Source organism: Micromonospora sp. C28SCA-DRY-2 (genome assembly GCF_030519475.1).
GTDB lineage: Bacteria > Actinomycetota > Actinomycetes > Mycobacteriales > Micromonosporaceae > Micromonospora.
Genome location: NZ_JAUMKD010000006.1, coordinates 305,135 through 331,713 on the forward strand (window position 1 = coordinate 305,135; position 26,579 = coordinate 331,713).

The 26,579-nt window shown below is 73.4% G+C and carries 21 protein-coding genes and 1 pseudogene; 14 read left to right on the top strand and 8 right to left on the bottom strand.

Annotation, left to right across the window (positions count from 1 at the left end; genetic code table 11):
* The first annotated feature begins 59 nt into the window (after positions 1-59).
* The gene (locus Q3W71_RS24240) at positions 60-668 is read left to right on the top strand and encodes a DedA family protein (protein ID WP_302921735.1); all 609 of its coding nucleotides are present in this window, start codon (positions 60-62) and stop codon (positions 666-668) included.
* 308 nt (positions 669-976) lie between these two features.
* Here the strand turns inward: Q3W71_RS24240 and Q3W71_RS24245 are convergent, their stop codons facing one another.
* Together Q3W71_RS24245 and Q3W71_RS24250 are read right to left on the bottom strand one after the other, a co-directional pair.
* On the bottom strand, positions 977-1,630 hold the full coding sequence (locus Q3W71_RS24245) for an MBL fold metallo-hydrolase (RefSeq protein ID WP_302921736.1): 654 nt from the start codon (positions 1,628-1,630) through the stop codon (positions 977-979).
* 8 nt (positions 1,631-1,638) lie between these two features.
* Positions 1,639-2,355, bottom strand: coding sequence for a maleylpyruvate isomerase family mycothiol-dependent enzyme (locus Q3W71_RS24250; protein WP_302921737.1), 717 nt, complete (start codon positions 2,353-2,355; stop codon positions 1,639-1,641).
* Positions 2,356-2,524: 169 nt separating this feature from the next.
* On the opposite strand from Q3W71_RS24250, the gene rsgA reads away from it, so the two are divergent.
* From rsgA to uvrC, 4 genes and pseudogenes are all read left to right on the top strand, one after another.
* The gene (rsgA, locus tag Q3W71_RS24255) at positions 2,525-3,604 is read left to right on the top strand and encodes a ribosome small subunit-dependent GTPase A (protein WP_302921738.1); all 1,080 of its coding nucleotides are present in this window, start codon (positions 2,525-2,527) and stop codon (positions 3,602-3,604) included.
* A 319-nt stretch (positions 3,605-3,923) separates the two neighbouring features.
* Positions 3,924-6,821: pseudogene (gene uvrA, locus Q3W71_RS24260) on the top strand (excinuclease ABC subunit UvrA); the annotation flags it as partial.
* 251 nt (positions 6,822-7,072) lie between these two features.
* Positions 7,073-7,555 carry a Rieske (2Fe-2S) protein gene (locus tag Q3W71_RS24265; RefSeq protein WP_302921740.1) on the top strand — a complete coding sequence of 161 codons (483 nt, stop codon included), beginning with the start codon at positions 7,073-7,075 and terminating at the stop codon, positions 7,553-7,555.
* A gap of 150 nt (positions 7,556-7,705) precedes the next feature.
* Positions 7,706-9,763, top strand: a complete 2,058-nt coding sequence (gene uvrC / locus Q3W71_RS24270; protein ID WP_302921742.1) for an excinuclease ABC subunit UvrC — start codon at positions 7,706-7,708, stop codon at positions 9,761-9,763.
* A gap of 23 nt (positions 9,764-9,786) precedes the next feature.
* Here uvrC and Q3W71_RS24275 read toward each other — a convergent pair whose 3' ends face one another.
* Positions 9,787-12,099 (bottom strand): WD40 repeat domain-containing protein, encoded by a 2,313-nt coding sequence (locus Q3W71_RS24275; RefSeq protein WP_302921743.1) that lies wholly within the window; start codon positions 12,097-12,099, stop codon positions 9,787-9,789.
* A 117-nt stretch (positions 12,100-12,216) separates the two neighbouring features.
* Positions 12,217-12,858: a TetR/AcrR family transcriptional regulator gene (locus tag Q3W71_RS24280; protein WP_302921744.1), complete on the bottom strand. Its 642-nt coding sequence runs from the start codon at positions 12,856-12,858 to the stop codon at positions 12,217-12,219.
* 82 nt (positions 12,859-12,940) lie between these two features.
* On the opposite strand from Q3W71_RS24280, the gene Q3W71_RS24285 reads away from it, so the two are divergent.
* The gene (locus tag Q3W71_RS24285) at positions 12,941-13,786 is read left to right on the top strand and encodes an NAD(P)H-binding protein (protein ID WP_302921745.1); all 846 of its coding nucleotides are present in this window, start codon (positions 12,941-12,943) and stop codon (positions 13,784-13,786) included.
* A gap of 73 nt (positions 13,787-13,859) precedes the next feature.
* Here the strand turns inward: Q3W71_RS24285 and recQ are convergent, their stop codons facing one another.
* Positions 13,860-15,713, bottom strand: coding sequence for a DNA helicase RecQ (gene recQ / locus Q3W71_RS24290; protein ID WP_302921746.1), 1,854 nt, complete (start codon positions 15,711-15,713; stop codon positions 13,860-13,862).
* Positions 15,714-16,034: 321 nt separating this feature from the next.
* Between recQ and rapZ the strand changes: the two genes are divergently transcribed.
* The 8 genes from rapZ to Q3W71_RS24330 all read left to right on the top strand — a co-directional run bounded on the left by rapZ (position 16,035) and on the right by Q3W71_RS24330 (position 23,020).
* On the top strand, positions 16,035-16,922 hold the full coding sequence (gene rapZ / locus Q3W71_RS24295; RefSeq protein WP_088997526.1) for an RNase adapter RapZ: 888 nt from the start codon (positions 16,035-16,037) through the stop codon (positions 16,920-16,922).
* Positions 16,919-17,893: a uridine diphosphate-N-acetylglucosamine-binding protein YvcK gene (yvcK, locus tag Q3W71_RS24300; protein WP_302921747.1), complete on the top strand. Its 975-nt coding sequence runs from the start codon at positions 16,919-16,921 to the stop codon at positions 17,891-17,893. Before rapZ ends, yvcK begins: the two co-directional genes overlap by 4 nt.
* A 54-nt stretch (positions 17,894-17,947) precedes the next feature.
* A complete protein-coding gene (whiA, locus tag Q3W71_RS24305) occupies positions 17,948-18,928 on the top strand; it encodes a DNA-binding protein WhiA (RefSeq protein WP_076467662.1) in 981 nt (326 codons plus the stop codon).
* A 264-nt stretch (positions 18,929-19,192) separates the two neighbouring features.
* Positions 19,193-20,197, top strand: coding sequence for a type I glyceraldehyde-3-phosphate dehydrogenase (gap, locus tag Q3W71_RS24310; protein ID WP_302921748.1), 1,005 nt, complete (start codon positions 19,193-19,195; stop codon positions 20,195-20,197).
* The gene (gene pgk / locus Q3W71_RS24315) at positions 20,194-21,393 is read left to right on the top strand and encodes a phosphoglycerate kinase (protein WP_302921749.1); all 1,200 of its coding nucleotides are present in this window, start codon (positions 20,194-20,196) and stop codon (positions 21,391-21,393) included. The genes gap and pgk overlap by 4 nt, the downstream gene beginning before the upstream one ends.
* Positions 21,393-22,184 carry a triose-phosphate isomerase gene (tpiA, locus tag Q3W71_RS24320; RefSeq protein WP_302921750.1) on the top strand — a complete coding sequence of 264 codons (792 nt, stop codon included), beginning with the start codon at positions 21,393-21,395 and terminating at the stop codon, positions 22,182-22,184. The genes pgk and tpiA overlap by 1 nt, the downstream gene beginning before the upstream one ends.
* Before the next feature lie 93 nt (positions 22,185-22,277).
* The gene (gene secG, locus Q3W71_RS24325) at positions 22,278-22,538 is read left to right on the top strand and encodes a preprotein translocase subunit SecG (RefSeq protein ID WP_088992894.1); all 261 of its coding nucleotides are present in this window, start codon (positions 22,278-22,280) and stop codon (positions 22,536-22,538) included.
* 137 nt (positions 22,539-22,675) lie between these two features.
* A complete protein-coding gene (locus Q3W71_RS24330; protein WP_302921751.1) occupies positions 22,676-23,020 on the top strand; it encodes an RNA polymerase-binding protein RbpA in 345 nt (114 codons plus the stop codon).
* Between the two features lie 95 nt (positions 23,021-23,115).
* On the opposite strand, the gene pgl is transcribed toward Q3W71_RS24330, so the two are convergent.
* From pgl to zwf, 3 genes are all read right to left on the bottom strand, one after another.
* The gene (pgl, locus tag Q3W71_RS24335) at positions 23,116-23,880 is read right to left on the bottom strand and encodes a 6-phosphogluconolactonase (RefSeq protein WP_302921752.1); all 765 of its coding nucleotides are present in this window, start codon (positions 23,878-23,880) and stop codon (positions 23,116-23,118) included.
* A gap of 82 nt (positions 23,881-23,962) precedes the next feature.
* Positions 23,963-24,979, bottom strand: a complete 1,017-nt coding sequence (locus Q3W71_RS24340) for a glucose-6-phosphate dehydrogenase assembly protein OpcA (RefSeq protein WP_302921753.1) — start codon at positions 24,977-24,979, stop codon at positions 23,963-23,965.
* 49 nt (positions 24,980-25,028) lie between these two features.
* Positions 25,029-26,579: a glucose-6-phosphate dehydrogenase gene (gene zwf, locus Q3W71_RS24345; RefSeq protein ID WP_302921794.1), complete on the bottom strand. Its 1,551-nt coding sequence runs from the start codon at positions 26,577-26,579 to the stop codon at positions 25,029-25,031.

Sequence of the window (26,579 nt, forward strand, 5' to 3'; positions counted from 1 at the left end):
GGCGGGTGGGGGAGCAAACCCGATGTCCAAGATGGTCCGCGGGTCATAGCGTACGGGGCATGGCGGATTGGCTGGCCCAGGTCGGAGAGCTTCCCATCACCCTGCTGATGGGGGTGCTCGGAGTGGTCATGCTCTTCGACGCCGTGCCGCTGCTCGGGGTGCTGGTCCCGGGCGACGTGGCGATCCTCGCCGCGGTCGGGGTGGGGCGGCCGGCGACGGGGTTGGCCACGTTCACCGCCGTGGTGGTCGGTTGCCTCGCCGGCTGGTCGCTGAGCTTCCTGGCCGGCCGCCGGTGGGGTGACCGGCTGCGACGCAGCCGGGTCGGCGGCTGGATCGGCGAGTCGCGCTGGGCGGCGGCCGAGGGGATCCTGCGCCGCGGGGGTGGCCGGATGGTGCTGATCGCCCCGTTCCTGCCGGTGTTCAACGCGCTGCTGCCGCTGGCCGCCGGCGGGCTGCGGATGTCGTACCGGCGCTTCCTCGGCTGCGCCACCCTCGGCGCCGCCGCCTGGGCCGGCCTCTACCTGGTGCTCGGCACCGCGTCCCGGTCGCTGGCCGGGCTGCTGCCCGGCTCGGCCAGCCCGATGCTGGTGACCATGGGGGTCGGTCTGCTGCTGGCCACGCTGGTGCTGCTGGGCACGCGGCGGCGGCTGCGGTCGCTGACCGCCTGAGCTGCGCTTGGCGGGTGGGGGCCCCGTGCCCGGCTCCGGGCGGTCAGGCCTGATCCCCGCGCCGGTCGCGGGCGAGCCCCTCCCCGGCGTGGCCGAGGTCGTCCGCGCGGCTTGGGTTCCGTCGCCGCCGGGTCGGGCGAGCCGGGCCGACGGGGTTGTGGGGCTGGTGTCGCTGGCGATTCGCCAGGTACTGGTGACCCACACCGTGTCCGGGATATCGGGGTGTCCGCAGGCTCGGGATGCCGCCATATCCCGGACACGCAGCGCCGACCAGGGACCAATCCCGAGGCCGCGTCATGACCGCGGGACTACCAGCCGCGGGCGCGCCACTGGGGGAGGGCGGGGCGTTCGGCGCCGAGGGTGCTGTCCTTGCCGTGGCCCGGGTAGAACCAGGTCTCGTCGGGCAGCCGGTCGAAGAGCTTGTGCTCGACGTCGTCGATCAGCGTGCCGAACCGCTGCGGGTCCTTGTTGGTGTTGCCCACCCCACCCGGGAAGAGGCTGTCACCGGTCCACAGGTGCGGGATGCCGGCCGGGTCGCGGTAGAGCAGCGCGATCGAGCCCGGGGTGTGCCCGCGCAGGTGGATGACCTCCAGCGGGCAGTCACCGACCCGCACCGTGTCACCGTCGGCGAGCGGTTCCGACTCGATCGGCAGCCCCGCCGCGTCGTCGGCGTGGGCCAGGGCGCGGGCGCCGGTCTTGGCGACCACCTCCTCCAGCGCCACCCAGTGGTCCATGTGCTGGTGAGTGGTGACCACGGTGGCCAGGCCGGCGTCGCCGACCAGCTCCAGCAGGCGCGGCGCCTCGTTCGCGGCGTCGATCAGCAACTGCTCGCCGGTCGCCCGGCAGCGCAGCAGGTAGGCGTTGTTGTCCATCGGGCCCACCGACACCTTGGTGATGGTGAGCCGGTCGAGCTCGCGTACGGCCGGCGCGCCGCCGGGTGAGACGTCTCCGCGGTAGGTCATGACGGTGTCTATATCCATTCCGGTGGCTCGGGGAGCGGACCGTCCGGGGTGACGGTCAGCACGGTGCCGCGGCTGCGTCCGATCAGCCAGGCGGCGAGTTCGGGGGCGGCGCCGGTGACCACCGGCGCGTGCGCCCGGTCGCCGATCACCAGTTCGTGCCGGCTGCCGTCGAACCGCAGCACCATCGGCGGCGCGTCGCCGCGCTCGGCCAGGTCGGTGGCCACCTCGTGCAGCAGCCGGTGACCGAACGCCTCGGGCCAGTCGGCCGGGCGGTGCCCGGCGGCCAGGTCGACGTGGTGCACCTCCAACTCCCGCAGCCGGCCCCACACCAGCAGGGCCGCCACCTTGGGGCCGCGCGGGGTGTCGACGGTCGCCGTCCACGCCTCGGTGGGCATCGCGGCCACCGCCTCGGCGAACCGGTCGGCCGAGCGGCGCAGGTCGTCCAGGTGGGCCTCGGGCGGGCGGCCGGCGCCGGCCTCGATGTCGGCGGCCCGGGCCGCCGCCGAGGCGTACATCGGCACCTGCTCGCCGGTCCGGGCCGCGGTGAGCAGGTTGACGAAGCCGTCGGCGTTGCGGGCCAGGTGCGTCAGCACGTGCCCGCGGGTCCAGCCCGGCAGCAGCGACGCGGCGGCGATGTCCGCGCTGTCGAAGGTGGCCGCGGTGCGCAGCAGGCGCGCCGTGGCGTCGTCCACCTCACCGGTCAGCAGGAGCGGATCCGTGGTCACGGTCCGACCCTATCCGTCGGGCGCCCGCCCGTCGCCGGGGAAATCGCTTTCGGCGCGTCGCCGGGGCCCCTACCGTCGGCTCCAACGCGGCACCGGGACTCGGAGGAGGTGGTGATCATGCCGGTCTCAGCGCCCGTACGTCACCCACTCCGACACCGATGAGGACTGCATGACCATCGATTTGACCGCCCTCGGCTGGGACGCCGACCGGGCGGCACACCCGCACCGCCGTACCGACCATCGCCCGGGCCGGGTGGCCCGGGTCGACCGCGGCGTGTGCACCGTGCTCGGCGCGGACGGCCCCGTGCGCGCCACCCTGGGCGGGCCGGTGCTGGCCGCCGCCGCCCACGACCTGACCCGGCTGCCCTGTGCCGGGGACTGGGTGCTGCTCGGCACCTGGCCGGACGGGCGGATCACCGTCGAGACGGTGCTGCCCCGGCGTACCGCGCTGATCCGCCGGACCGCCGGCAAGGACGCCAGCGGCCAGGTGCTCGCCGCGAACCTGGACGCCGCCGCCGTGGTGGAACCGGTACACCCCGAGCCGGACGTCGGCCGGATCGAGCGGCTGCTCTCCCTCGCCCACGAGTCGGGCGCCCGGCCGCTGGTGGTGCTCACCAAGGCCGACCTGGCGGCCGACCCGGCGGCGGTCGCCCGGCAGCTCGCCGCGGTCGCGCCCGGGGTGCCCGTGCTGCCGGTCAGCGCCGAGCGCGGCACCGGGCTGGAACCGCTGCGCGCCGAGGTGGCGCCCGGCCGCACGCTGGCCCTGCTCGGCCCGTCCGGCGCCGGCAAGTCGAGCCTGGTCAACGCGTTGGCCGGGACGGTGGTGATGCCCACCCAGGCGATCCGCCGGGTCGACGGCAAGGGCCGGCACACCACCACCTGGCGGGCCCTGGTCCCGGTGCCCGGCGGCGGGGCCGTGCTGGACACCCCCGGGGTGCGCGCGGTCGGCCTGCTCGACGGCTCGGCCGGGCTCGACCGGGCGTTCGCCGACATCGCCGAACTCGCCACCGGCTGCCGCTACGGCGACTGCGGGCACGACGGGGAGCCCGGCTGCGCGGTGCGCGAGGCGCTGGAGAGCGGGGAGCTGCCGCCCCGGCGCTGGGAGAGCTGGCGGCGGCTGCAACGGGAGGTGGCGTACGAGACCCGGCGGCGGGAGACCCGGCTGGCCGCCGAGCGCCGGGGCGGCTGGCGCGGCGCCCGCCGACGGGCGAACCGGCCGGCCCGCCCACCCTCGCCCGGCGGCCTCTGAGCCGCCCGACGCATCCCGGCGCCCCGGCGCGTTGCCGGCAGCCGGCGCCTGCCGGCGTCGGGTGGGCCGGGTCCGGGGTGTGTCGGGCGGGGCGGAGTGAGTCACTCCCGAGTCGGCGCGAGGTGCCCCCGGAGCCTCCCGGCGCCGCCGGACCGTGGGCGCGGCCGACCGGTCTGAGCTGGGGGAATGTGCCGGCGGAGAAAAGTGTCGTACCTCGGGGCTAGAGTTGCCGAGGCGCTTTTCTGCGCCCGCACAACCGCTCAGAACCATCACGGAGCGGACAGATCCTCCTCCTCTTCCTCACCGGGAGTACACGGCAGTGGCCGACCGACTGATCATCCGTGGCGCGCGCGAACACAACCTGCGTGACGTCAGTCTCGACCTGCCCCGGGACGCCCTGATCGTCTTCACCGGGCTCTCCGGGTCGGGCAAGTCGAGCCTGGCCTTCGACACGATCTTCGCCGAGGGGCAGCGCCGCTACGTCGAGTCGCTCTCCTCGTACGCCCGGCAGTTCCTCGGCCAGATGGACAAGCCGGACGTCGACTTCATCGAGGGCCTCAGCCCGGCCGTCTCGATCGACCAGAAGTCCACCTCGCGCAACCCGCGGTCCACCGTCGGCACGATCACCGAGGTCTACGACTACCTCCGCCTGCTCTTCGCCCGCATCGGGGAGCCGCACTGCCCGGTCTGCGGCGAACGGATCTCGCGGCAGAGCCCGCAGCAGATCGTCGACCGGGTGCTCGGCATGGCCGAGGGCACCCGGTTCATGGTGCTCGCCCCGGTGGTCCGCGGCCGCAAGGGCGAGTACGTCGACCTCTTCGCCGAGCTCCAGGCCAAGGGCTACGCCCGGGCCCGGGTCGACGGCGTGGTGCACCCGCTGACCGAGCCGCCGAAGCTCAAGAAGCAGGAGAAGCACACCATCGAGGTGGTGATCGACCGGCTCACCGTCAAGCCGAGCGCCAAGCAGCGGCTCACCGACTCGGTCGAGGCGGCCCTGGGCCTCTCCGGTGGGCTGGTCCTGCTCGACTTCGTCGACCTGCCCGAGGACGACCCGGAGCGGGAGCGCCGCTTCTCGGAGAACCTGGCCTGCCCGAACGACCACCCGCTCGCCATCGAGGACCTGGAACCCCGGGTCTTCTCCTTCAACGCCCCCTACGGCGCCTGCCCGGAGTGCACCGGCCTGGGCACCAAGAAGGAGGTCGACCCGGAGCTGGTCGTGCCCGACCCGGAGCGCACCCTGCGCGAGGGCGCCATCCAGCCCTGGGCCACCGGGCACAACCTCGAATACTTCCTGCGGCTGCTGGAGGCGCTCGGCGAGGCCGAGCACTTCGACGTCGACACGCCGTGGCGGGCCCTGCCGTCCCGGGCGCAGAAGACCATCCTGCACGGCTCCGACGACCAGGTGCACGTGCGCTACCGCAACAAGTACGGCCGCGAGCGCTCCTACTACACCGGCTTCGAGGGCGTGGTGCAGTGGATCGAGCGCCGGCACGCCGACACCGAGTCGGAGTGGTCGCGCGACAAGTACGAGGGCTACATGCGGGACGTGCCCTGCGCGGCCTGCGGCGGCGCCCGGCTCAAGCCCGAGGTGCTCGCGGTCACCATCGCCGGCAAGAGCATCGCCGAGGTCTGCAACCTCTCGGTCGGTGAGTGCGCCGAGCTGCTGGCCGGCATCGAGCTGACCGACCGGCAGAAGATGATCGCCGAGCGGGTGCTCAAGGAGATCAACGCCCGGCTGCGGTTCCTGCTCGACGTCGGCCTGGACTACCTCTCCCTGGACCGGCCGGCCGGCACCCTCTCCGGCGGCGAGGCGCAGCGCATCCGGCTGGCCACCCAGATCGGCTCCGGCCTGGTCGGCGTGCTCTACGTGCTGGACGAGCCGTCCATCGGGCTGCACCAGCGCGACAACCACCGGTTGATCGAGACCCTGGTCCGGCTGCGCGGTCTGGGCAACACGCTGATCGTCGTCGAGCACGACGAGGACACCATCCGTACCGCCGACTGGATCGTCGACATCGGTCCGGGCGCCGGCGAGCACGGCGGCAAGATCGTGCACAGCGGCTCGGTGCCGGCGCTGCTGGAGAACCAGGATTCGGTGACCGGGGCGTACCTGTCCGGCCGCAAGTCGATCCCGACGCCGTCGACGCGCCGTCCGCAGACCCCGGGCCGCGAGCTGGTGGTGCACGGCGCGCGGGAGCACAACCTGCGCAACCTGACGGTGTCGTTCCCGCTCGGCCAGCTGATCGCGGTCACCGGGGTCAGCGGCTCCGGCAAGTCGACCCTGGTCAACGACATTCTCTACGCCGTACTGGCCAACCAGATCAACGGCGCCCGGCTGGTGCCCGGCCGGCACACCCGGGTCTCCGGGCTGGAGCACGTCGACAAGGTCGTCGGCGTCGACCAGTCGCCGATCGGGCGGACGCCACGGTCCAACCCGGCCACCTACACCGGGGTCTGGGACCACGTCCGCAAGCTCTTCGCCGAGACCACCGAGGCCAAGGTCCGGGGGTACGGCCCCGGCCGGTTCTCGTTCAACGTCAAGGGCGGCCGCTGCGAGGCGTGCTCCGGCGACGGCACCATCAAGATCGAGATGAACTTCCTGCCCGACGTGTACGTCCCCTGCGAGGTCTGCAAGGGCGCTCGCTACAACCGGGAGACCCTGGAGGTGCACTACAAGGGCAAGACCGTCTCCGACGTGCTGGAGATGCCGATCGAGGAGGCGGCCGAGTTCTTCTCCGCCATCCCGGCCATCCACCGGCACCTCAGGACGCTGGTCGACGTCGGCCTCGGCTACGTCCGGCTCGGGCAGCCGGCGCCGACCCTCTCCGGCGGCGAGGCGCAGCGGGTGAAGCTCGCCTCCGAGTTGCAGAAGCGTTCCACCGGGCGGACGGTCTACGTGCTCGACGAGCCGACCACCGGCCTGCACTTCGAGGACATCCGCAAGCTGCTGATGGTGCTCGAGGGCCTGGTCGACAAGGGCAACACGGTGATCACCATCGAGCACAACCTCGACGTGATCAAGTCGGCGGACTGGCTGATCGACATGGGCCCCGAGGGCGGGCACCGGGGCGGCACGGTGCTGGCCACCGGCACCCCGGAGGAGGTCGCCGAGGTCGCCGAGAGCCACACCGGGCAGTTCCTGCGCCAGGTGCTCAAGCTCGACGGCGCGGCGAAGGGCGCGACAGCGGCCACCACCCGGGCGGCCAAGGCCAACGGCACCAAGCGCGCCCCCCGCAAGGCGGCGGCCTCCGCCCGCTGACCCGCCACCACGGATCCCACGGTGGCCGCGGGATCGACGGCCGTCACCGCCGTCGACCCGCGGCTAACCTCGTGATCAACGGACGCTGTCCCGCGCGGGGAGGGGCAGCGGCCGTCCCGATCGGGTGAACCGGTCGGGACCGTGGTGCGTGTCACCAGGTGCGGCCGCGGGATCATGAGGGGCGGCGGCAGCCGAGAGAGAGGCGAGGCATGAGTGACGATCAGGAGCTGACCGGGCCGGTCACCCAGACCCGGCGGGCCCTGCTCACCGGTGCGGGAGCGGTCGGGGCGGCGGTGGTCCTGGCGGCCTGCGGCGGCGAGGACTCCGGTGACGGGTCCGCGCCGACCAGCGGCGGGCCGGCCGTACCGAGCTCCGGCGACGCCGGCGGCGGCGACCGGCAGGGGGCGCAGTCGCTGGCCCGGACCGCGGACGTCCCGGTCGGCGGCGGCGTGGTCCTCGCCGCGGAGGGCGTCGTGATCACCCAGCCGTCCGCCGGCGAGTTCAAGGGCTTCGACCCGATCTGCACCCACCAGGGCTGCCCGGTGACGAACGTCGACGGCGGCACCATCAACTGCACCTGCCACGGCAGCAAGTTCTCCATCGCCGACGGTTCGGTCAAGGCCGGTCCGGCCACCAAGCCGCTGGCGCCGAAGGACGTCAAGGTCACCGGCGACCAGATCTCGTTCGCCTGACCGCCCGGGCGCGACCGGCCCTTGCGGCAGCCCGGGGTGTCCCCGGTGGGGCGACGCCCCGGGCTGCCGCCTCCCGGCCGACGGGCGGCCGGCCGGGGCGTCCGCCGCGCCGGCCGAGGGCTGTCGGGGGTGCGGACTAGGCTTGCTGCCGTGGCTGACCCCTCGACCTACCGTCCCGCGCCCGGCACCATTCCGGAGTCGCCCGGGGTCTACCGCTTCCGCGACGGCACCGGCCGGGTGATCTACGTCGGCAAGGCGAAGAACCTGCGCAGCCGGCTCAACTCCTACTTCGCCGACCTCTGGGGCCTGCACCAGCGCACGCAGCAGATGGTCACCACGGCCGAGTCGGTCGACTGGGTCACCGTCGGCACCGAGGTCGAGGCGCTCCAGCTCGAATACACCTGGATCAAGCAGTACGACCCCCGGTTCAACGTCCGCTACCGCGACGACAAGTCGTATCCCTACCTCGCGGTCACCCTCGACGAGGAGTTCCCGCGCCTGCAGGTGATGCGCGGCGCCAAGCGCAAGGGGGTGCGCTACTTCGGGCCCTACTCGCACGCCTGGGCCATCCGCGAGACGCTCGACCTGCTGCTGCGCGTCTTCCCCGCGCGTACCTGCTCGGCGGGGGTGTTCAAGCGGGCCGGCCAGGTCGGCCGCCCCTGCCTGCTGGGCTACATCGGCAAGTGCTCGGCGCCCTGCGTGGGCAGCGTCTCCGCCGAGCAGCACCGCGAGATCGTCGACGGCTTCTGCGACTTCATGGCCGGCCGCACCGACACCATGGTGCGCAAGCTGGAACGCGAGATGGCCGAGGCCAGCGAGCAGTTGGAGTTCGAGCGGGCGGCCCGGCTGCGCGACGACATCGCCGCGCTGCGCCGGGCGATGGAGAAGCAGACGGTGGTGCTCGGCGACGGCACCGACGCCGACGTGGTGGCGTTCGCCGACGACCCGCTGGAGGCGGCCGTCCAGGTCTTCCACGTCCGCGACGGCCGGGTGCGCGGCCAGCGCGGCTGGGTGGTGGAGAAGACCGAGGACCTGACCACCGGCGACCTGGTGCACCACTTCTGCACCCAGGTCTACGGCGGCGAGCAGGGCGAGGCCGACGTGCCGCGCGAGCTGCTGGTGCCCGAGCTGCCCGCCGACGCCGACGCGCTGGCCGACTGGCTCGGCAGCCACCGGGGCAGCCGGGTGAGCCTGCGGGTGCCGCAGCGCGGCGACAAGCGGGCCCTGCTGGAGACGGTGGCGCGCAACGCCAAGGACGCGCTGGCCCGGCACAAGCTGCGCCGCGCCGGCGACCTGACCACCCGCGGCAAGGCGCTCGACGAGATCAGCGAGGCGCTCGGCATGCGGACCTCGCCGCTGCGGATCGAGTGCTTCGACATCTCGCAGATCCAGGGCACCGACGTGGTGGCCAGCATGGTCGTCTTCGAGGACGGGCTGCCGCGCAAGAGCGAGTACCGCCGGTTCATCATCCGGGGCGCCACCGACGACCTCTCCGCGATGTCCGAGGTGCTGCGCCGCCGCTTCGCCCGCTACCTGGACTCCCGTGCCGAGACCGGCGAGGCGGGCGTGGAGGCGGCCGACGACCCGGGCGCCCCCGCCGGCCAGACCGACGGCGACGAGCCCCGGGTGGGCGCGCTGGTCGACCCGACCACCGGCCGGCCGCGCAAGTTCGCGTACCCGCCGCAGCTGGTGGTGGTCGACGGCGGGGCGCCGCAGGTCGCGGCCGCCGCCCAGGCGCTCGCCGAGCTGGGCATCGACGACGTGGCGCTCTGCGGGCTGGCCAAGCGGCTGGAGGAGGTCTGGCTGCCCGACGACGAGTTCCCGGTCATCCTGCCGCGCACCTCCGAGGGGCTCTACCTGCTGCAACGCGTTCGCGACGAGGCGCACCGGTTCGCCATCACGTTCCACCGGCAGCGGCGCTCCAAGCGGATGACGGAGTCGGCGCTGGACAAGGTCCCCGGCCTGGGGGAGGTACGGCGCAAGGCGCTGCTGCGGCACTTCGGCTCGCTCAAGCGCCTCTCGGCCGCCACGGTGGAGGAGATCACCGAGGTGCCCGGCGTGGGCCGGCGCACCGCCGAGGCGATCCTCGCGCGGTTGGCCGGCAACGACGGCGCGTCGGGGGAGCGCGGCAGAACCGCCGGGTCGGGGGAACACGACGCAGCCGCCGGGCCGGAGCAGCGCGGCGGCGCCGAGCCGGAGTCGCCGTAACCTCACGGCAGGGCAGATGCGTATCAGGAGGCGTTTTCCCGGGTGAGCGTCCGGAGGGCTCGGAATGCGGCGCCGGGCCGGTCGTTGAAGTCGTCGTCGGGCAGCCGCGCGAGCAGATCGAGCACGGCACTGATGTGGCGGCACCGCGCAGCCTGGTCGATCAGTTGTCTGGTCGGGTGACGACGCTGGCTTCGGGGGAGAGCCTGGAGCGTGGCGTAGGCCTCCGCGAGAGAGTTGATCTCCGCCTGGCCGAGCCGGGACGCCGGCTCGACCTGCTGGACGGTGCCTGGGTTGCCGCTGGCGGCGGCCAGGAGCCGTTCCACCCGCTTCGCGGCCGTGACCCGGAGGTTGTCGATCGGGATCGCCGCCACCAGTTCCAGGGCGCCGGTCGCCTCGCCACGACGGGCGCGCAGCAGTGCCGCGACCATGAGGTTCTCGCTGACGATGGTGTGCCACCCGGCGGCGAGGTGCCGTACCGATTCCAGGGCTACCCGGTACAGGTCCTCCAGGGTGGCGGTGTTCGGTGGTGGCCATGGTGTGGTGGCCGGTGCGGGCCGGCCGCGGAAGCGGTCGAGGTACGGTGCCAGCGGCGGACCGAGGCGGTCGGCGGCGGTGGCGGCGTCGGGGACGATGTCGAGGTCGCCCCAACGGGTCGGCCAGGCGTGCCGGCGGTCGATGGTCCAGGTGAGGGCCTTGTCGAGGGCGTCGCGCCGTGTCTCGGGGGCGATGACGAGTCCGGTTTCGAAGGCGACCGCCCAGGTGTCGGCGGTCAGGGCGAAGGTGGGGTCCAGACCGAGGTCGCGGCGGATGTCGTCGCCGGTGTCGACGCGGTCGAGCTCCAGCGGGCGGGGGCCGGGTGGTTGGCGCAGGAACGTGACGTCTCCGGGTATGTCGCCGGTTGCGGGCCGGATGAACCGTAGGGTCGTCCCGCCGGTGGCGATGATGACGTCGTCCGCGCCCCAGAGCACTCCGCTGGTGTCTTCGGCCGCGTCGACGACGTGCTGCCGTTCAGGCTCTCCGGCCAGCGACCAGATTTCGATGTGGCCGCCGGTGGTGAGGCATGCCGCGCGGTCGCCGTCGGGCGCCCACGCCCAGGCGGTGTGATCTTCTTCGGCGGTGTCGATGTGTGGGAGCGCCACGTCGAGGTCGTAGCGGTGTTCGCCGTTGTCGTAGATGGCGACGGCGGGTCGAGCGCCGGGTTCGTTGCCGGCGGGGATCACGACTGCCAGTCGGCTCAGGCCGTTGCGGTCCGCCCAGCGCAGTTCGCCGGCGCCGGGGCGCTGGGGCAGGTCGGCGACCGGTCGGCCGGTCGTCGTTTCGGCGATCACGAGTCGGCCCTGCGACCGGTAGGCCACCAGCCGCTGGTCGGGGCTCCACGACACCGCCGCTCCCGGCGTTGCGGTGTCAACGAGCCAGCACACTTGCCGGCTGTCGACGTCGATCGCGTACACCTCGCCCGCTTCGGCGCGGGCGAAGATCCGCGTTCCGTCCCGCGACCACACGGACTGCTCGGGGTAGAGCCATCTGGGCTCGGATGCGTCCTCGGCCCAGTCGGGGAGCGTGTCGGCCAGCAACAGCACCGACGCCTGCTCGTCACCGCCGTCGTGCTCCCCGCCGTCGGGTATCTCGTCGTCGTAGACCCAGCCGTTCGTCAGGGAGACGAGGCAGCCCGACACCTGCCGGTCGAACCCGACGTGCACGTACGCACGGGTGCCGTCCGGGGCCAGGGCGAACCCGGGCGGCCGCCCGGACCCGTCGGTCACGGCCGCGGCCCCGATCGGCTCGACGCTCTCGCCGAACGGATCCCACGCCCCCACCACGTTGGTGTCGAAGGCCGCCGTGATGCGCCGGCCGTCGGCGGACCACTGCAACAGCCCCGGGTGGCCGGGCCAGCCGACACCACCACGGATGCCGTCGAGCACGTTGACGCAGCGGCCGGTGGGCACCTCCCAGATCTGCAACGCCGCGCCGCGCTCGTAGTCGTCACCGCAGTGACTGCCGACTGCCAGGTAACGACCGCACGGGCTCAACGCGAAGGCGTGAATCTCCCTGGGATGCACGTCGGGATGACGCAGGACCGCGCCGGCCGCCCTGACCCGCGCGGTCGCGAACCGATGCGCCTCGGTCACCCCGTACGCCTGCTCCAGCGCGACCAACGCGGCGCGCAACGGCGGCAGGTCACGCACCGGCGTGAACGCCGACCAGTCCGCCGCACGCAGCACCGTCAGGTACGCATCGGGATCCGCAGCTGACGGGCGAAGATCCACAAAGCTCGGTGCGCGGCGAGTGACGTCGCTCCGCGGAGCGCTGCCCGGCATATCCATGGAGAGGAACATAGGCGGCAGCACCGACAGACCGCGGGCGACCGGTGCCGGGTCGCTTCGACACGCTGGTGGGGCGTCGCGGATGACGCGCAGGCCGTGAGAGCAGCGGCCGGGTGTCCGTTTCCCGTCCTACCGGACGGCGTCGAGGTCGACGGGTGCGCCCGGGAGGGCGTCCGGGGCCGGCGGGCCGGTCATGAGCGCGTCGAACACGAGGTGCAGATACCGTGCGGGCTGCGCGGCGACGTGCCCCGGCAGGCGGTCGGGATGGCAGGCGAAGACGTTCAGCAGCAGGACGACGTCGCCGGTGCCGACGTCGTGGCGGACCAGCCCGTCCCGCTGCCCGCGACGGACGAGGTCGTCGAGCAGTTCGAGCCACTCCTGGCGGGCCCGGGCGAACGACGGCGAGGCATGGAAGCTCGCCGTCGACAGGTCGGCCAACGCGGCGGCGAGGGCGCCCCGGCCGGGGTCCGCACACCAGTGGACCAGTCCGCGCAGCGCCGTCCGGGCGTCCCGGCTGCTCTCACCGAGGCGGCGGGTGACGGCCACGAGGTCCGTCACGTATTCCTCGGCGACGGCGGCGATGAGCGCCTCGCGGGTCGGGAACCGGCGGTAGAGCGTGCCGATGCCGACGCCGGCCCGACGGGCGATCAGGTCCATCGGGGCGGCAAGTCCCTGCTCGGCCATCACCGTGCGGGCGGCGGCGAGGATCTTGCCGAGGTTCCGTGCGGCGTCCGCCCGCAACTGCTCCGGCCCCGCGTCACCGATCTTCAATGCCGACCCCTATCCGGAACGTCTTCTTCCGGTTAGGGTAACCCACATAACCGGAGGGACGCATTCCGCTTAGGAGGTGGGCATGATCGTGGTGACCGGGGCGGCCGGGCAGATCGGCCGCGCGTTGATCGGGCAACTCGACCGGCGGGGCGTACGCCGCCGCGCGGTGGTGCGCCAGCACCGGCAGGGCGCGGAGCTGGGCGGCAGCTACGTCGTCGGCGACTTCGACGACCCGGACTCGATCAGGAAGGCCCTCGAGCCGGGGGCGCGGCTACTGCTGAACAGCTCCCTCGGGCCGGACTTCGTCAGGCAACAGCGGAAGCTCGTCGACCTCGCCGCCGAGGCGGGCGTCGCCCACGTCGTGAAGGTGTCGGTGCGCGGCGCCACCCCCGGTGGACTGCTCGGCCTCGGTATGCACGGGGAGGTCGAGGCACACCTGAAGCGCTCCGGGCTGGCCTGGTCGATCCTCCAGCCGGTCGGCTTCATGCAGAACCTCTTCACGGAGGTCGCCTTCGACGGCGACGAACAGGGGCGGTTCCACGGCTCCTACGGCCCGGGCCGGGTGGGCTACATCGACGCCAGGGACGTCGCGGAGGTGGCCGCCGTCCTGTTGACCCGGCCCGTGGGCGACAACGAAACGCTGGTGCTGACCGGGTCCGAGGCGCCGACGCACGAGGAGATTGGCGAGGTGCTGACCCGGACCCTGGGCCGGCCCGTGCGGTACGTCGACCTCACCGTGCCCGCCATGGCCGAGCGACTCCGGGCGGCCGGGATGCCGGCCGCCGCCGCCGACGACCTCGCCACCCTGATGCGCCTCGTCGGTGACGGCCGGTGGGCGAGCACGACCGGTGCCGTCCGCGAGCTGACCGGTCGGCCGCCTCGTACGCTCGCCGACTTCGTCACCGCGCACGCCGACCGGTTCCGCTGACGCACCTCGGGCCACCGGGCTGCCCGGTGGCCCGGGCCGGGGCCGGCGACGCCCGGCCGGCGTCGAGGGCGGGTCAGGCCGGGCCGGCCCCGTCGGCCAGGACAGTCAGGATCTGCTCGCCGTACTTGGCCAGCTTGTTCTCCCCGACGCCGCTGACCCGGGACAGCTCCGCCAGCGAGGCCGGCGCGTCGGTGGCGATCTGCCGCAGCGTCGCGTCGTGGAAGATCACGTACGCCGGGACACCCTGCTCCTTGGCGGTGGCCGCCCGCCAGGACCGCAGCCGCTCGAAGACCGCTGTCGCCGCCGGGGACAGCTCGGCGACGACGGTGGCCGACCCGCGCGGCTTGGCGGCCCGGGACGGGGCGACCTTCTCCGGCTCGCGGCGCATCATCACCGTCCGGCGGCGGCCGAGCACCTCGGCGCTGGCGTCGGTGAGCACCAGGGTGCCGTAGTCGCCCTCGACGGCGAGCAGGCCCTCGGCCAGCAGCTGGCGGACCACCCCGCGCCACTCGGCCTCGCGCAGCTCGCCGCCGATGCCGAACACGGTCAGCGAGTCGTGGCCGTACTGGGTGACCTTGTCGGTGGCCCGGCCGAGCAGGATGTCGATGCAGTGCCCGGCGCCGAAGCGCTGGTTGCGCTCCCGGTCGAGCCGGAACACCGTGGAGAGCAGCTTCTGCGCGGCGACCGTGCCGTCCCAGGACTCCGGCGGGTTCAGGCAGGTGTCGCAGTTGCCGCACTCGGTCGTCCGCCGCTCGCCGAAGTAGTCGAGCAGTTGGGCGCGGCGGCAGCGGACCGTCTCGCAGAGCGCCAGCATCGCGTCGAGGTGGGCGGCCAGGTTCCGGCGGTGGGCCAGGTCGCCCTCCGAGGTCTCGATCATCTTGCGCTGCTGCACCACGTCCTGCAGCCCGTACGCGAGCCAGGCGGTTGACGGCAGGCCGTCCCGCCCGGCCCGGCCGGTCTCCTGGTAGTAGCCCTCGACCGACTTCGGCAGGTCCAGGTGCGCGACGAACCGCACGTCCGGCTTGTCGATGCCCATGCCGAAGGCGATCGTCGCCACCATGACCAGCCCGTCCTCGCGCAGGAACCGCTGCTGGTTGCGGGCGCGGGTGGCCGCGTCCAGGCCGGCGTGGTAGGGCAGGGCCGGGATGCCGTTGGCGGTGAGGAACTCGGCGGTCTTGTCCACCGAGGCGCGGGACAGGCAGTAGACGATGCCCGCGTCGCCGGGGTGCTCGTCGCGCAGCAGGGCGAGCAACTGCTTGCGCGGCTCCCGCTTGGGCACGATCCGGTACTGGATGTTGGGCCGGTCGAAGCTGGCCACGAAGTGCCGGGCGTCGGTGAGCTTGAGCCGGGTGGCGATCTCGGCGCGGGTGGCGCTGGTCGCGGTGGCGGTCAGCGCGATGCGGGGCACGTCGGGCCAGCGCTCGTGCAGCATCGACAGGGCCAGGTAGTCGGGGCGGAAGTCGTGCCCCCACTGCGACACGCAGTGCGCCTCGTCGATGGCGAACAGGGCGATCTCGCCCCGGTCGAGCAGGGCCTGGGCGGAGCGGGTGCCCAGCGCCTCGGGGGCGAGGTAGAGCAGGTCGATCTCGCCGGCGACGAACGCCGCCTCGACCCGCCGGCGGGCGTCGGGATCCTGGGTCGAGTTGAGGAACCCGGCGCGTACGCCGACCGCGGTCAGCGCGTCGACCTGGTCCTGCATCAACGCGATCAGTGGCGAGATCACCACCGCCACGCCGGGGCGGACCAGTGCCGGGATCTGGTAGCACAGTGACTTGCCGCCCCCGGTGGGCATCAGCACCAGCGCGTCGCCCCCGGCCACCACGTGCTCGATCACCTCCTGCTGGAAGCCGCGGAAGGCGTCGTAGCCGAACACCCGGCGCAGCACCTCGACCGGGTCGGCGGTGCGCAGGTCGGTGGGGGAAGCCATCCGCGGATTCTACGAGCGGCCGCCGACAGCCGGCCGGCCCCGCGCCGCCGGGCGCGCCGGGAGCGGACCGGACAGGGGGACACCCGGGGGACGGGCGCGGGCGCACAGCCGGCCGGCCCCGCGCCGCCGGGCGCGCCGGGAGCGGACCCGGACAGCGGGGGACACCCCGGGACGGGCGTCCGCCGGGCCGGTCGACCGGGCGGGATAGAGTCGCTGTTTGACCACATCGCGGCCGGGACCAGCCGGCCGCGGCGCCACGGCTTGGGGGTAGGGGTGAGCGAGGCGCGCACGGCCGAGGAGCGGGACGGCATCCCGGCGGGGATCGCCGGGCAGCCCGCTCCGGCGGAGTCGGACACCACACTGGTGGTGGTCACCGGGCTCTCCGGGGGCGGCCGCAGCACGGTGGCCCGGGCGCTGGAGAACGTCGGCTACTACGTGGTGGACAACCTCCCGCAGGCGCTGATGCTCGACATGGCCGAGCTGGCGTTCAAGGCCGGCGGGGCGGCCCGGCGGACCGCCATGGTGCTCGACGTCCGCTCGCGCGCCTTCTCCACCGACCTGGCCGGGGCGATCCGGGAGCTGAAGGAGCGCGGCTTCTCGCCCCGGGTGGTCTTCGTCGACGCCGACGACGAGGTGCTGATCCGCCGGTTCGAGAGCGTCCGCCGCTCGCACCCGTTGCAGGGCGACGGGCGGTTGGCCGACGGCATCGCCGTCGAGCGCGGCCTGCTGGAGGAGGCCCGGGACCAGGCCGACGTGATCATCGACACCAGCCACCTGAACGTCAACCAGCTGCGCCGCCGGATCGAGGAGCTGTTCGGCGGCGAGGACGCCCGCCGGCTGCGGGTCACCGTGCTCTCCTTCGGCTTCAAGTACGGCCTGCCGCCGGACGCCGACTTCGTGCTGGACGCCCGGTTCCTGCCCAACCCGTACTGGGTGCCGGAACTGCGTGAGCACACCGGGCGGGAGGAGGCGGTCAGCTCGTACGTGCTCGGCCAGGAGGGCGCGGACGCCTTCGTGGCCTCGTACGCCGACCTGGTCAACGCCACCACCACCGGCTTCGAGCGGGAGGGCAAGCGCTACCTGACCGTGGCCGTGGGCTGCACCGGCGGCAAGCACCGCAGCGTGGCGATCGCCGAGGAGCTGGCCGCCCGGCTGCGCCAGTCCGGCCTCGCCGCCAACGCGCAGCACCGGGACCTGGGGCGGGAATGACGACGGCGAAGGTGGTGGCCTTCGGCGGCGGGCACGGCCTGTCCGCGTCCCTGCGCGCGCTGCGCCGCTGCGCCCCCGAACTCGACCTGGACATCACCGCGGTGGTCACCGTCGGCGACGACGGCGGCTCCAGCGGCCGGCTGCGCGCCGAACGGGGCGGCCTGCCGCCGGGCGACCTGCGTCAGGCGCTGGTCGCGCTGGCCGGCGACCACCCCGCGACGCGGCGCAGCGCCGGGCTGTTCCAGCACCGCTTCGCCGAGGTGCCGGCGAGCCCGGACGGCGACGCGCTGGCCGGGCACGCGGTGGGCAACCTGGTCCTGCACGGGCTGATGGAGCTGCTCGGCGACCCGGTGGCCGCCCTGGAGCACGCCGGCGCGATGCTCGGGGCGGTGGGCCGGGTGCTGCCGATGTCCTGCGAGCCGGTCGGCATCGAGGCGCGGGTCCGCGGCGTCGATCCGGAGCACCCGGACGAGGTGCGGACCGTCACCGGTCAGCACCAGGTAGCGGTGACCGCCGGCCGGGTGGAGTCGCTGCGGCTCACCCCGGCCGCGCCGCGGGCCTGCCCGCAGGCGCTCACCGCGATCGGCGCGGCGGACTGGCTGATCTTCGGGCCGGGCAGCTGGTACACCAGCGTGCTGCCGCACCTGCTGGTGCCGGAGCTGGCCGGGGCGATCGTCAGCAGCCCGGCCCGCCGGCTGGTCACCCTGAACCTGGCGGCCGAGAAGGAGACCCTCGGGTTGTCGGTGGCCGACCATCTCGCCGCGTTGCGCTGGTACCTGCCGGAACTCAAGGTCGACTTCGTGCTGGCGGATTCCAAGGCGGTGGGTGACCCCGAACCGGTCGAACGTGCGGCAGAATCGCTGGGTGCCCGACTGGTCCTCGCCCCCGTCGCGGTCACCGACGGCACTCCCCGTCATGATCCGGCCGCCCTGGGCGCCGCACTGGTGCCCGTCCTGGGCGCCGATCGTTAGACACGTACGTAATCTCCGGCGACACGCCGGAACCGGTCCGTGAGGGGACGCACAATGGCGATGACGGCTGCGGTCAAGGACGAGCTGAGTCGGGTCGACGTGCCCAAGCCCTGCTGCCGGCGGGCGGAGATGGCGGCGCTGCTCCGCTTCGCCGGTGGGCTGCACATCGTCTCCGGCCGCGTGGTCGTGGAGGCGGAACTCGACACCGGTGCGGTGGCCCGGCGGCTGCGGCGGGAGATCGCGGAGGTCTACGGCTACCCCAGCGAGATCCACGTGCTCGCCTCGGGCGGGCTGCGCAAGGGCAGCCACTTCATCGTCCGGGTGGTCAAGGACGGCGAGGCGCTGGCCCGGCAGACCGGCCTGCTCGACGTGCGCGGCCGGCCGGTACGCGGGCTGCCACCGCACGTGGTCGCGGCGAACGTGTGCTGCGCGGTCTCGGCCTGGCGCGGTGCGTTCATGGCGCACGGCTCGCTGACCGAGCCGGGCCGTTCCAGCGCGCTGGAGATCACCTGCCCCGGGCCGGAGTCGGCGCTCGCCCTGGTCGGCGCGGCCCGGCGGATCGGCATCACCGCCAAGAACCGCGAGGTGCGCGGGGTGGACCGGGTGGTGGTCAAGGACGGCGACGCGATCGCCGCGCTGCTCACCCGCATCGGCGCGCACTCCAGCGTGCTGGCCTGGGAGGAGCGGCGGGTCCGCCGCGAGGTGCGGGCCACCGCGAACCGGCTGGCCAACTTCGACGACGCCAACCTGCGCCGCTCGGCGCGGGCGGCGGTCGCCGCCGCCGCCCGGGTGACCCGGGCCCTGGAGATCCTCGCCGACGACGCGCCGAACCACCTCACCTCGGCCGGCCGGCTGCGGCTGGAGCACCGGCAGGCGTCGCTGGAGGAGCTGGGTGCGCTGGCCGACCCGCCGCTGACCAAGGACGCCATCGCCGGGCGGATCCGCCGGTTGCTGGCGCTGGCCGACAAGCGGGCCCGGGACCTGGGCATCCCGGATACCGAAGCGGCCGTCACGCCCGACATGCTCGTGGTCTGATAGGACGGTGAGGCGTCGCGGTCGCGTGCGGGATCACCACCCGACGCAGCGCGCCGCCGCGTGCTCGGATAAGGTCGCTGCGTACGGCAAGGGGGCCGGCACCGGTTCTCCTCGCCGTGCTCACCGCCTCGGGCGGTCAGGTCTCCAACGACCGCGGCGGGGTGGCCGAGATGAACCGTCAACGGCCGGCTCCAACGGTCGGCGCACACCACTTCGCCGGCGGTGATCCCACGCCGGCGGACAGAACGCGAGGAGATGGGACCTGTGACCATCCGGGTTGGCATCAACGGCTTCGGCCGGATCGGCCGCAACTTCTTCCGGGCAGTGCTGGCGTCCGGCGCTGACGTCGAGGTCGTGGCGGTCAACGACCTGACCGACAACGGGACGCTCGCCCACCTTGTCAAGTACGACAGCATCCTGGGTCGCCTCCCGCAGGAGGTCAAGGCCACCGCCGACGAGATCACCGTGGGCGGCAAGACCATCAAGGCGTACGCCGAGAAGGACCCGGCGAAGCTGCCGTGGGGCGAGGTCGGCGCGGACGTCGTCATCGAGTCCACCGGCTTCTTCACCGACGCCACCAAGGCGAAGGCGCACATCGACGGCGGGGCCAAGAAGGTCATCATCTCCGCGCCGGCGAAGAACGAGGACGTCACCGTGGTGATGGGCGTCAACCAGGATCAGTACGACCCGGCCAAGCACACCATCATCTCGAACGCCTCCTGCACCACCAACTGCCTCGCCCCGATGGCGAAGGTCCTGCAGGACACGTTCGGCATCCAGCACGGCCTGATGACCACCATCCACGCGTACACCCAGGACCAGAACCTGCAGGACGCCCCGCACAAGGACCTGCGCCGGGCCCGGGCCGCCGCGCTGAACATCGTGCCGACCTCGACCGGCGCGGCGAAGGCGATCGGGCTGGTGCTGCCGGAGCTGAAGGGCAAGCTGGACGGCTACGCGCTGCGGGTGCCGATCCCCACCGGGTCGACCACCGACCTGACCGTGAACCTCAACCGGGAGACCACGGTCGACGAGGTCAACGCCGCGATGAAGGCGGCCGCCGACGGCCCGCTCAAGGGCATCCTGGTCTACAACGAGGACCCGATCGTCTCCTCCGACATCGTGACCGACCCGGCGTCGTGCATCTTCGACGCGCCGCTGACCAAGGTGGTCGGCAACCAGGTCAAGGTCGTCGGCTGGTACGACAACGAGTGGGGCTACTCGAACCGCCTGGTGGACCTGGTCAAGCTGGTGGGTCAGTCGCTGTGAGCATCCGGACCCTCGACGACCTGCTCGCCGAGGGGGTGTCGGGTCGGCGCGTGCTGGTGCGCGCCGACCTGAACGTCCCGCTCGACAAGCAGTCCGGCGACATCACCGACGACGGCCGGATCCGCGCGGTGCTGCCCACCCTGAGCGCGCTCACCGGGGCCGGCGCGAAGGTGGTCGTCTGCTCGCACCTGGGTCGTCCCAAGGGCTCGCCCGACCCGCAGTTCAGCCTCCGGCCGGTGGCCGGGCGCCTCGGTGAGCTGCTCGGCGCCCCGGTGCACTTCGCCACCGACACGGTCGGCGAGTCCGCCCGCGCCACGGTGGACGCGCTCGCCGACGGCGAGGTCGCGCTGCTGGAGAACCTGCGCTTCAACGCCGGCGAGACCAGCAAGGACGAGGCCGAGCGGGGCGCCTTCGCCGACCAGCTCGCCGCCTTCGGCGACGCCTACGTCGACGACGCCTTCGGCGCGGTGCACCGCAAGCACGCCAGCGTCTACGACGTGCCGGCCCGGCTGCCGCACGTCGCCGGCCGGCTGGTGCTGCGCGAGGTGGAGGTGCTCTCCACGCTCACCGGCGACCCGGCCCGCCCGTACGTGGTGGTGCTCGGCGGCTCGAAGGTCTCCGACAAGCTCGCCGTGATCGAGGCGCTGCTGCCCACTGTCGACCGGCTGCTCATCGGCGGCGGCATGTGCTTCACCTTCCTCAAGGCCCAGGGTCACGAGGTGGGCAGCTCGCTGCTCGAGGAGGACATGGTCGAGACCTGCGGCAACCTGATCGAGCGCTCGGGCGGCAAGATCCTGCTCCCGGTCGACGTGGTGGCCGCTGACGCCTTCGCCCCGGACGCCGCGCACGACACCGTGCCGGCCGCCGGGATCCCGAGCAAGCGGGTCGGGCTGGATATCGGCCCGGAGACGGTGGCCGGGTTCGCCGCCGCGCTCAAGGGCGCGAAGACGATCTTCTGGAACGGCCCGATGGGCGTGTTCGAGATGCCGGCCTTCGCCAACGGCACCCGCGGGATCGCCGAGGCGATCGCCAAGTCCGACGCGTTCACCGTGGTCGGTGGCGGTGACTCCGCGGCGGCGGTCCGTGCACTAGGCCTGGACGAGTCCGCTTTCAATCACATATCCACCGGCGGCGGCGCCTCCCTGGAATACCTCGAGGGCAAGACCCTCCCCGGCATCGCGGCCCTGGAGAACTGATGGCGAGCGCCACCCGCCGGCCGCTGATGGCCGGCAACTGGAAGATGAACCTGAACCACCTCGAGGCGAACCTGCTGGTGCAGAAGCTGGCGGCCAGCCTCAGCGAGAAGCAGCTCAGCGAGGTCGAGACGGTGGTGCTGCCGCCGTTCACCGACCTGCGCACGGTGCAGACCGCCGTGGACGGCGACAAGCTGCTGATCGGCTACGGCGCGCAGGACCTCTCGCCGTATGCCTCCGGGGCCTACACCGGGGACATCTCCGGCCCGATGCTGGCGAAGCTGGGCTGCACCTACGTGGTGGTCGGGCACTCCGAGCGGCGGGCCTACCACCACGAGGACGACGCGATCGTCAACGCCAAGGTGCAGGCCGCGCTGAGCCACGGGCTGACCCCGATCCTCTGCGTGGGGGAGGGGCTGGAGGTCCGCGAGCGGGGCGAGCACGTGCCGCACTGCTGCGACCAGCTCGACGCCGCGCTGCACGGGCTGACCCCGGAGCAGGTCACCCGGGTGGTGGTCGCGTACGAGCCGGTCTGGGCGATCGGCACCGGCAAGACGGCCACCCCGGAGGACGCCCAGGAGGTGTGCGGCGCGGTCCGTACCCGGCTGGTGGAGACCTTCGGTCAGGACACCGCGGACCAGGTCCGGATCCTCTACGGCGGCTCGGTCAAGGCGTCCAACGTCGCGGCGATCATGGCCCAGCCGGACGTGGACGGGGCCCTGGTCGGCGGGGCGAGCCTCGATGCCGAGGAATTCGCGCAGATCTGCCGGTTCCCGGAGCACATCGCCCGCTGATCGCTCGCTATCCTTGACTCCGCCCGTCCGCCGGTCGGTGCCGCGTGCCCGACCTGCCGGGCGAGGATCGCTACGAGAGGACTGACCCCAGCCATGCCGATCTGGTTCGCATACACGTTGATCGTGTTGCTGATCATCACGAGCGTCCTGCTCACCCTGCTGATCCTGCTCCACCGAGGTAAGGGTGGCGGGCTGTCGAGCATGTTCGGCGGCGGCGTCAGCTCCAGCCTGGCGGGGTCGTCGGTGGCCGAGAAGAACCTGGACCGTTACACCGTTCTGGTGGGCATCGTCTGGTTCGCCTGCATCGTGGGGCTCGGCCTCTGGCTCCGGCTGCAACTCGACGGCGCCGCCTGAGCAGCCCGTCAAGTCGTACAATCTGCGCGCGGTCCGTCCCCCGACGGGCCGCGCGCAGTTCGTTTCACCCCGCTGCACCGCGTCGCCCGCCGCCCTCCCCGAGCGGCGGTCCCCTCCGACGACAGGAGCGAGCAGCCGTGCCGAACGGCCACGTCATCCGGGGCTCGCGGGTCGGGTCCGCACCCGTCCGCCCCGCCGAACGCTACGAGCCGGCTCCCTGCCGGCCGGTCGCCTACTGGTGCCGCAACGGGCACCAGACACAGATCAGGATCGCCGCCGAGGCGGAGGCGCCGCCGGTCTGGGACTGCCCGCGCTGCGGCCACCCGGCCGGCCAGGACGCGCAGAACCCGCCCGGCCGGGCGCGGTCCGAGCCGTACAAGAGCCACCTGGCGTACGTGAAGGAGCGGCGCACCGACGCCGAGGGCGAGGCCATCCTGGCCGAGGCGCTCGCCGCGCTGCGCCGCCGCCGCGGCACCGGCTGACCGGCGCCCCCGCCTCGTCCGAGGCCGTCTGTCCGGGCCACCGGCGAGGCCGTCTGTCCGGGCCGCGACGCCGCCCGAACGGGCCGCCGCTCGGCTCAGCGCAGGCTGCGCAGCCGGGCCGGCACGTCGGCCGCCGCGGCCCGGTCGAGCAGCCAGAGGGTACGGCCGGTGCCCTGCACCCCCGCCGCCGGCACCTGCACCGGCCCCGCGCCGGCCAGCGCCATGCCGACCGCGTGGGCCTTGTCCGCCCCGCTGGCGATCAGCCAGACCTCCTCGGCGGTGTTGATCGCCGGCAGGGTGAGCGTGGTGCGCACCGGCGGCGGCTTCGGGCTGCCCCGGACCGCGCTCACCGGCCGGCTCTCGTAGTGCACCGGGTGCTCCGGGAAGACGGAGGCGACGTGCCCGTCCTCGCCGACGCCGAGCAGCAGCACGTCGAAGTGGGGGAGCAGGGCGGTGCCCGGCCGGGCCGCGGCGGCCAGCTCGGCGGCGTACCGGGCGGCGGCCTCCTCCGGGTCGGCGCCGGCGTCCGAGGCCGGCATCGGGTGGACCCGGGCCGGGTCCAGCGGCACGGCGTCCAGCAGCGCCGCCCGGGCCTGGGTCTCGTTGCGCTCCGGGTCGCCGGCCGGCAGGAACCGCTCGTCGCCCCACCAGACGTCCACCCGGGACCAGTCCACCGCGTCCCGGGCCGGCAGCGCCGCCACCGCCCGGTAGACCGCCGCGGCGATCCGCCCCCCGGTCAGCACCATCGCCGCCTGCCCCCGCGCGGCCTGCGCGTCGAGCAGCCGGACCACCAGCCGGGCCGCCACGGTCTGCGCCAGCAGGTCGGCGTCGGCGTGGACGGCGACACTCGCCTCACTCATTCGTGTGCCTTCGTTTCCCGACCGCTCGGCGGTCGCTGTCCATGATCCCCGCCCCCGGGGCCGGGCCCGGCCGTCGGGGCGCTCAGTGCTCGGCGCTCGTGCCGGCGTGCGCGGTGACCCCCGCCTCGGCGCGCTGCGCGGTGGCCGGATCCTTCCAGACGTGCACCCGCTGGCCCGGGCGCTGCTCCAGGCCGGTCAGCCCGGCGGCGGCGCCGAGCGCCTCCGCGTACACCTGGTCGGCGTCAAGCCGGCGCAGCTCCTCGGCCAGCTCGTCGCCGAGCGGGCGGCGCACCAGCGGCAGCTGACGGTCCTCCTGGCCGGTCCGGCGGAACGTGGCCACGCTGTCGTCCCGGGTCAGCGTCAGCTCGTCGCCGTTGGCGCAGCGCAGCTGCACCTCACGCATCCGGGGGAACTGGTCGGTGGTCTCCCAACGCGGGGTGATGCCCAGCCGGCTGCCCAGCCAGCCGATCATCAACGCGGCCGTCGGGTCGCTGCCCGGCGCGACCACTGTCGCCTCGGTGACCCGCGCCTGGGTGGTGTCGAACGCCCCGGCCACCAGCGTGCGCCACGGCGTGATCCGGGTCCAGGCCAGGTCGGTGTCGCCCGGCGCGTAGTCCCGGGCGCGCTGCCGCAGCGCCTCGATCGGATCCGCGGCCTGCGCGGTGTCGGTGATCCGCCGGTCGGCCACCACGCCGAGGAAGTCGGTCGCGATCTCCTCCGGCGGTTCGCCGTGCCACCAGGTCACCACCGGCACGTCCGGCACCAGCAGCGGCATCACCACCGACTCGGCGTGCAGCGCGAGCCGGCCGTACATCCGGGTGACCACCGCCTCGCCCGGGCCGAGCCGGCCGCCGACGACGATCTCCGCGTCCAGCCGGTTGCGGTCCCGCTCGACGTCCGAGCGGACCACCACCACCAGCCGGCACGGGTGGGCGGCGGACGCTATGGTCGCCGCCGCCTCCGCCTCGCGGACCCGCTTCTCGTCCACCACCACGATCAGCGTGAGGGCCATCCCGCTGGCCACCCCGCCGGCGCTGCGACGCTCGGCGGCCAGCGCCTTGACCACCTCGTTGCCGGTGGTGTCCCACAGGCCGATCACTGGAGCCTCCCGGTCCGTCCGTGCCCGATGATTCGCTCGCTCCGCGCGGTCATGCCCGCCGCCAGGCGCGGCCCTCGCGGGCCAGCATCTCGTCGGCGGCCCGCGGACCCCACTCGCCGGCCCGGTACGGCTCCGGCTTGGTGCCCGCCCAGGCGTGCTCCAGCGGGTCCACCACCTGCCAGCTCTGCTCGACCTCGGCGGCGTCCGGGAAGAGGGTGCGGTCGCCGATCAGCACGTCCAGCACCAGCCGCTCGTACGCCTCCGGGCTGGACTCGGTGAACGCCTCGCCGTACTGGAAGTCCATCGCGATGTCGCGGACCTCCATCGTGGTGCCCGGCACCTTGGCGCCGAACTTCAGCACCACTCCCTCGTCCGGCTGCACCCGGATGACCAGCTGGTTGTTGCCCAGCGACTCCATGTCGGCCGGGTTGAACGGCAGGTGCGGCGCCCGCTTGAACATGATGGCCACCTCGGTGACCCGCCGCGGCAGCCGCTTGCCGGCCCGGATGTAGAACGGCACCTCGGCCCAGCGCCGGTTCTGGATGCCCAGCCGCACCGCCACGTACGTCTCCGTGGTGGAGTCCGGGGGGACCCCCTCCTCGTCCAGGTAGCCCACCGCCCGCTGGCCGCCCACCCAGCCGGGCAGGTACTGGCCGCGCACGGTGCCCTGGGAGACGTCCTTGGGCAGCGTGATCGCCTTGAGCACCTTGAGCTTCTCGGTGCGGATCTCGTCGGCGTCGAAGCTGGTCGGCTCCTCCATCGCCACCAGCGCGAGCAGCTGGAGCAGGTGGTTCTGGAGCACGTCCCGGGCGGTGCCGACCGAGTCGTAGAAAGCGGCCCGGGTGCCGATGCCGACGTCCTCGGCCATGGTGATCTGCACCGAGTCGACGTACTTGGAGTTCCACAGCGGCTCGAACAGGTTGTTGGCGAACCGCAGGGCGAGGATGTTCTGGACCGTCTCCTTGCCCAGGTAGTGGTCGATCCGGAAGACGTCCCGGCGGGTGAAGACGTCGTCGACCAGGTCGTTGAGCGCCTTCGCCGAGGGCAGGTCGTGGCCGAACGGCTTCTCCACCACCACCCGGCGCCAGCCGCCCGACTTCTCGTTGTCGGCCAGCCCGGTACGGGCCAGCTGCTTGAGCACCACCGGGAACGCGGCCGGCGGGATGGAGAAGTAGAAGGCCGCGTTGCCGGGAATGCCGTGCGACTGGCGCAGCTCGTCCAGGCAGCGGGCCAGGTGGTCGAAGGCGGCGTCGTCGTCGAACGAGCCGCCGACGAACTTGATGTTGCCGGCCAGCCGCGCCCAGACCTCCTCCCGCCACGGGGTGCGGGCGTGCTTCTTCGCCGCCTCACAGGCCAGCGTCTCGAAGTCGCCGTCGCCCCAGTCCCGGCGGGCGAACCCGAGCACAACGAAACCCGGCGGCAGCAGGCCGCGGTTGGCCAGGTCGTACACCGCCGGGAGCAACTTCTTCCGCGCCAGGTCACCGGTGACCCCGAAGATCACCAGAGCGCACGGCTCCGGGATCCTCGGCAGCCGCCGGTCCTGCGGGTCGCGCAGCGGGTTCACGCCGCCTCCTCGCTCCGCGTGGTCCACGTCGTCCAT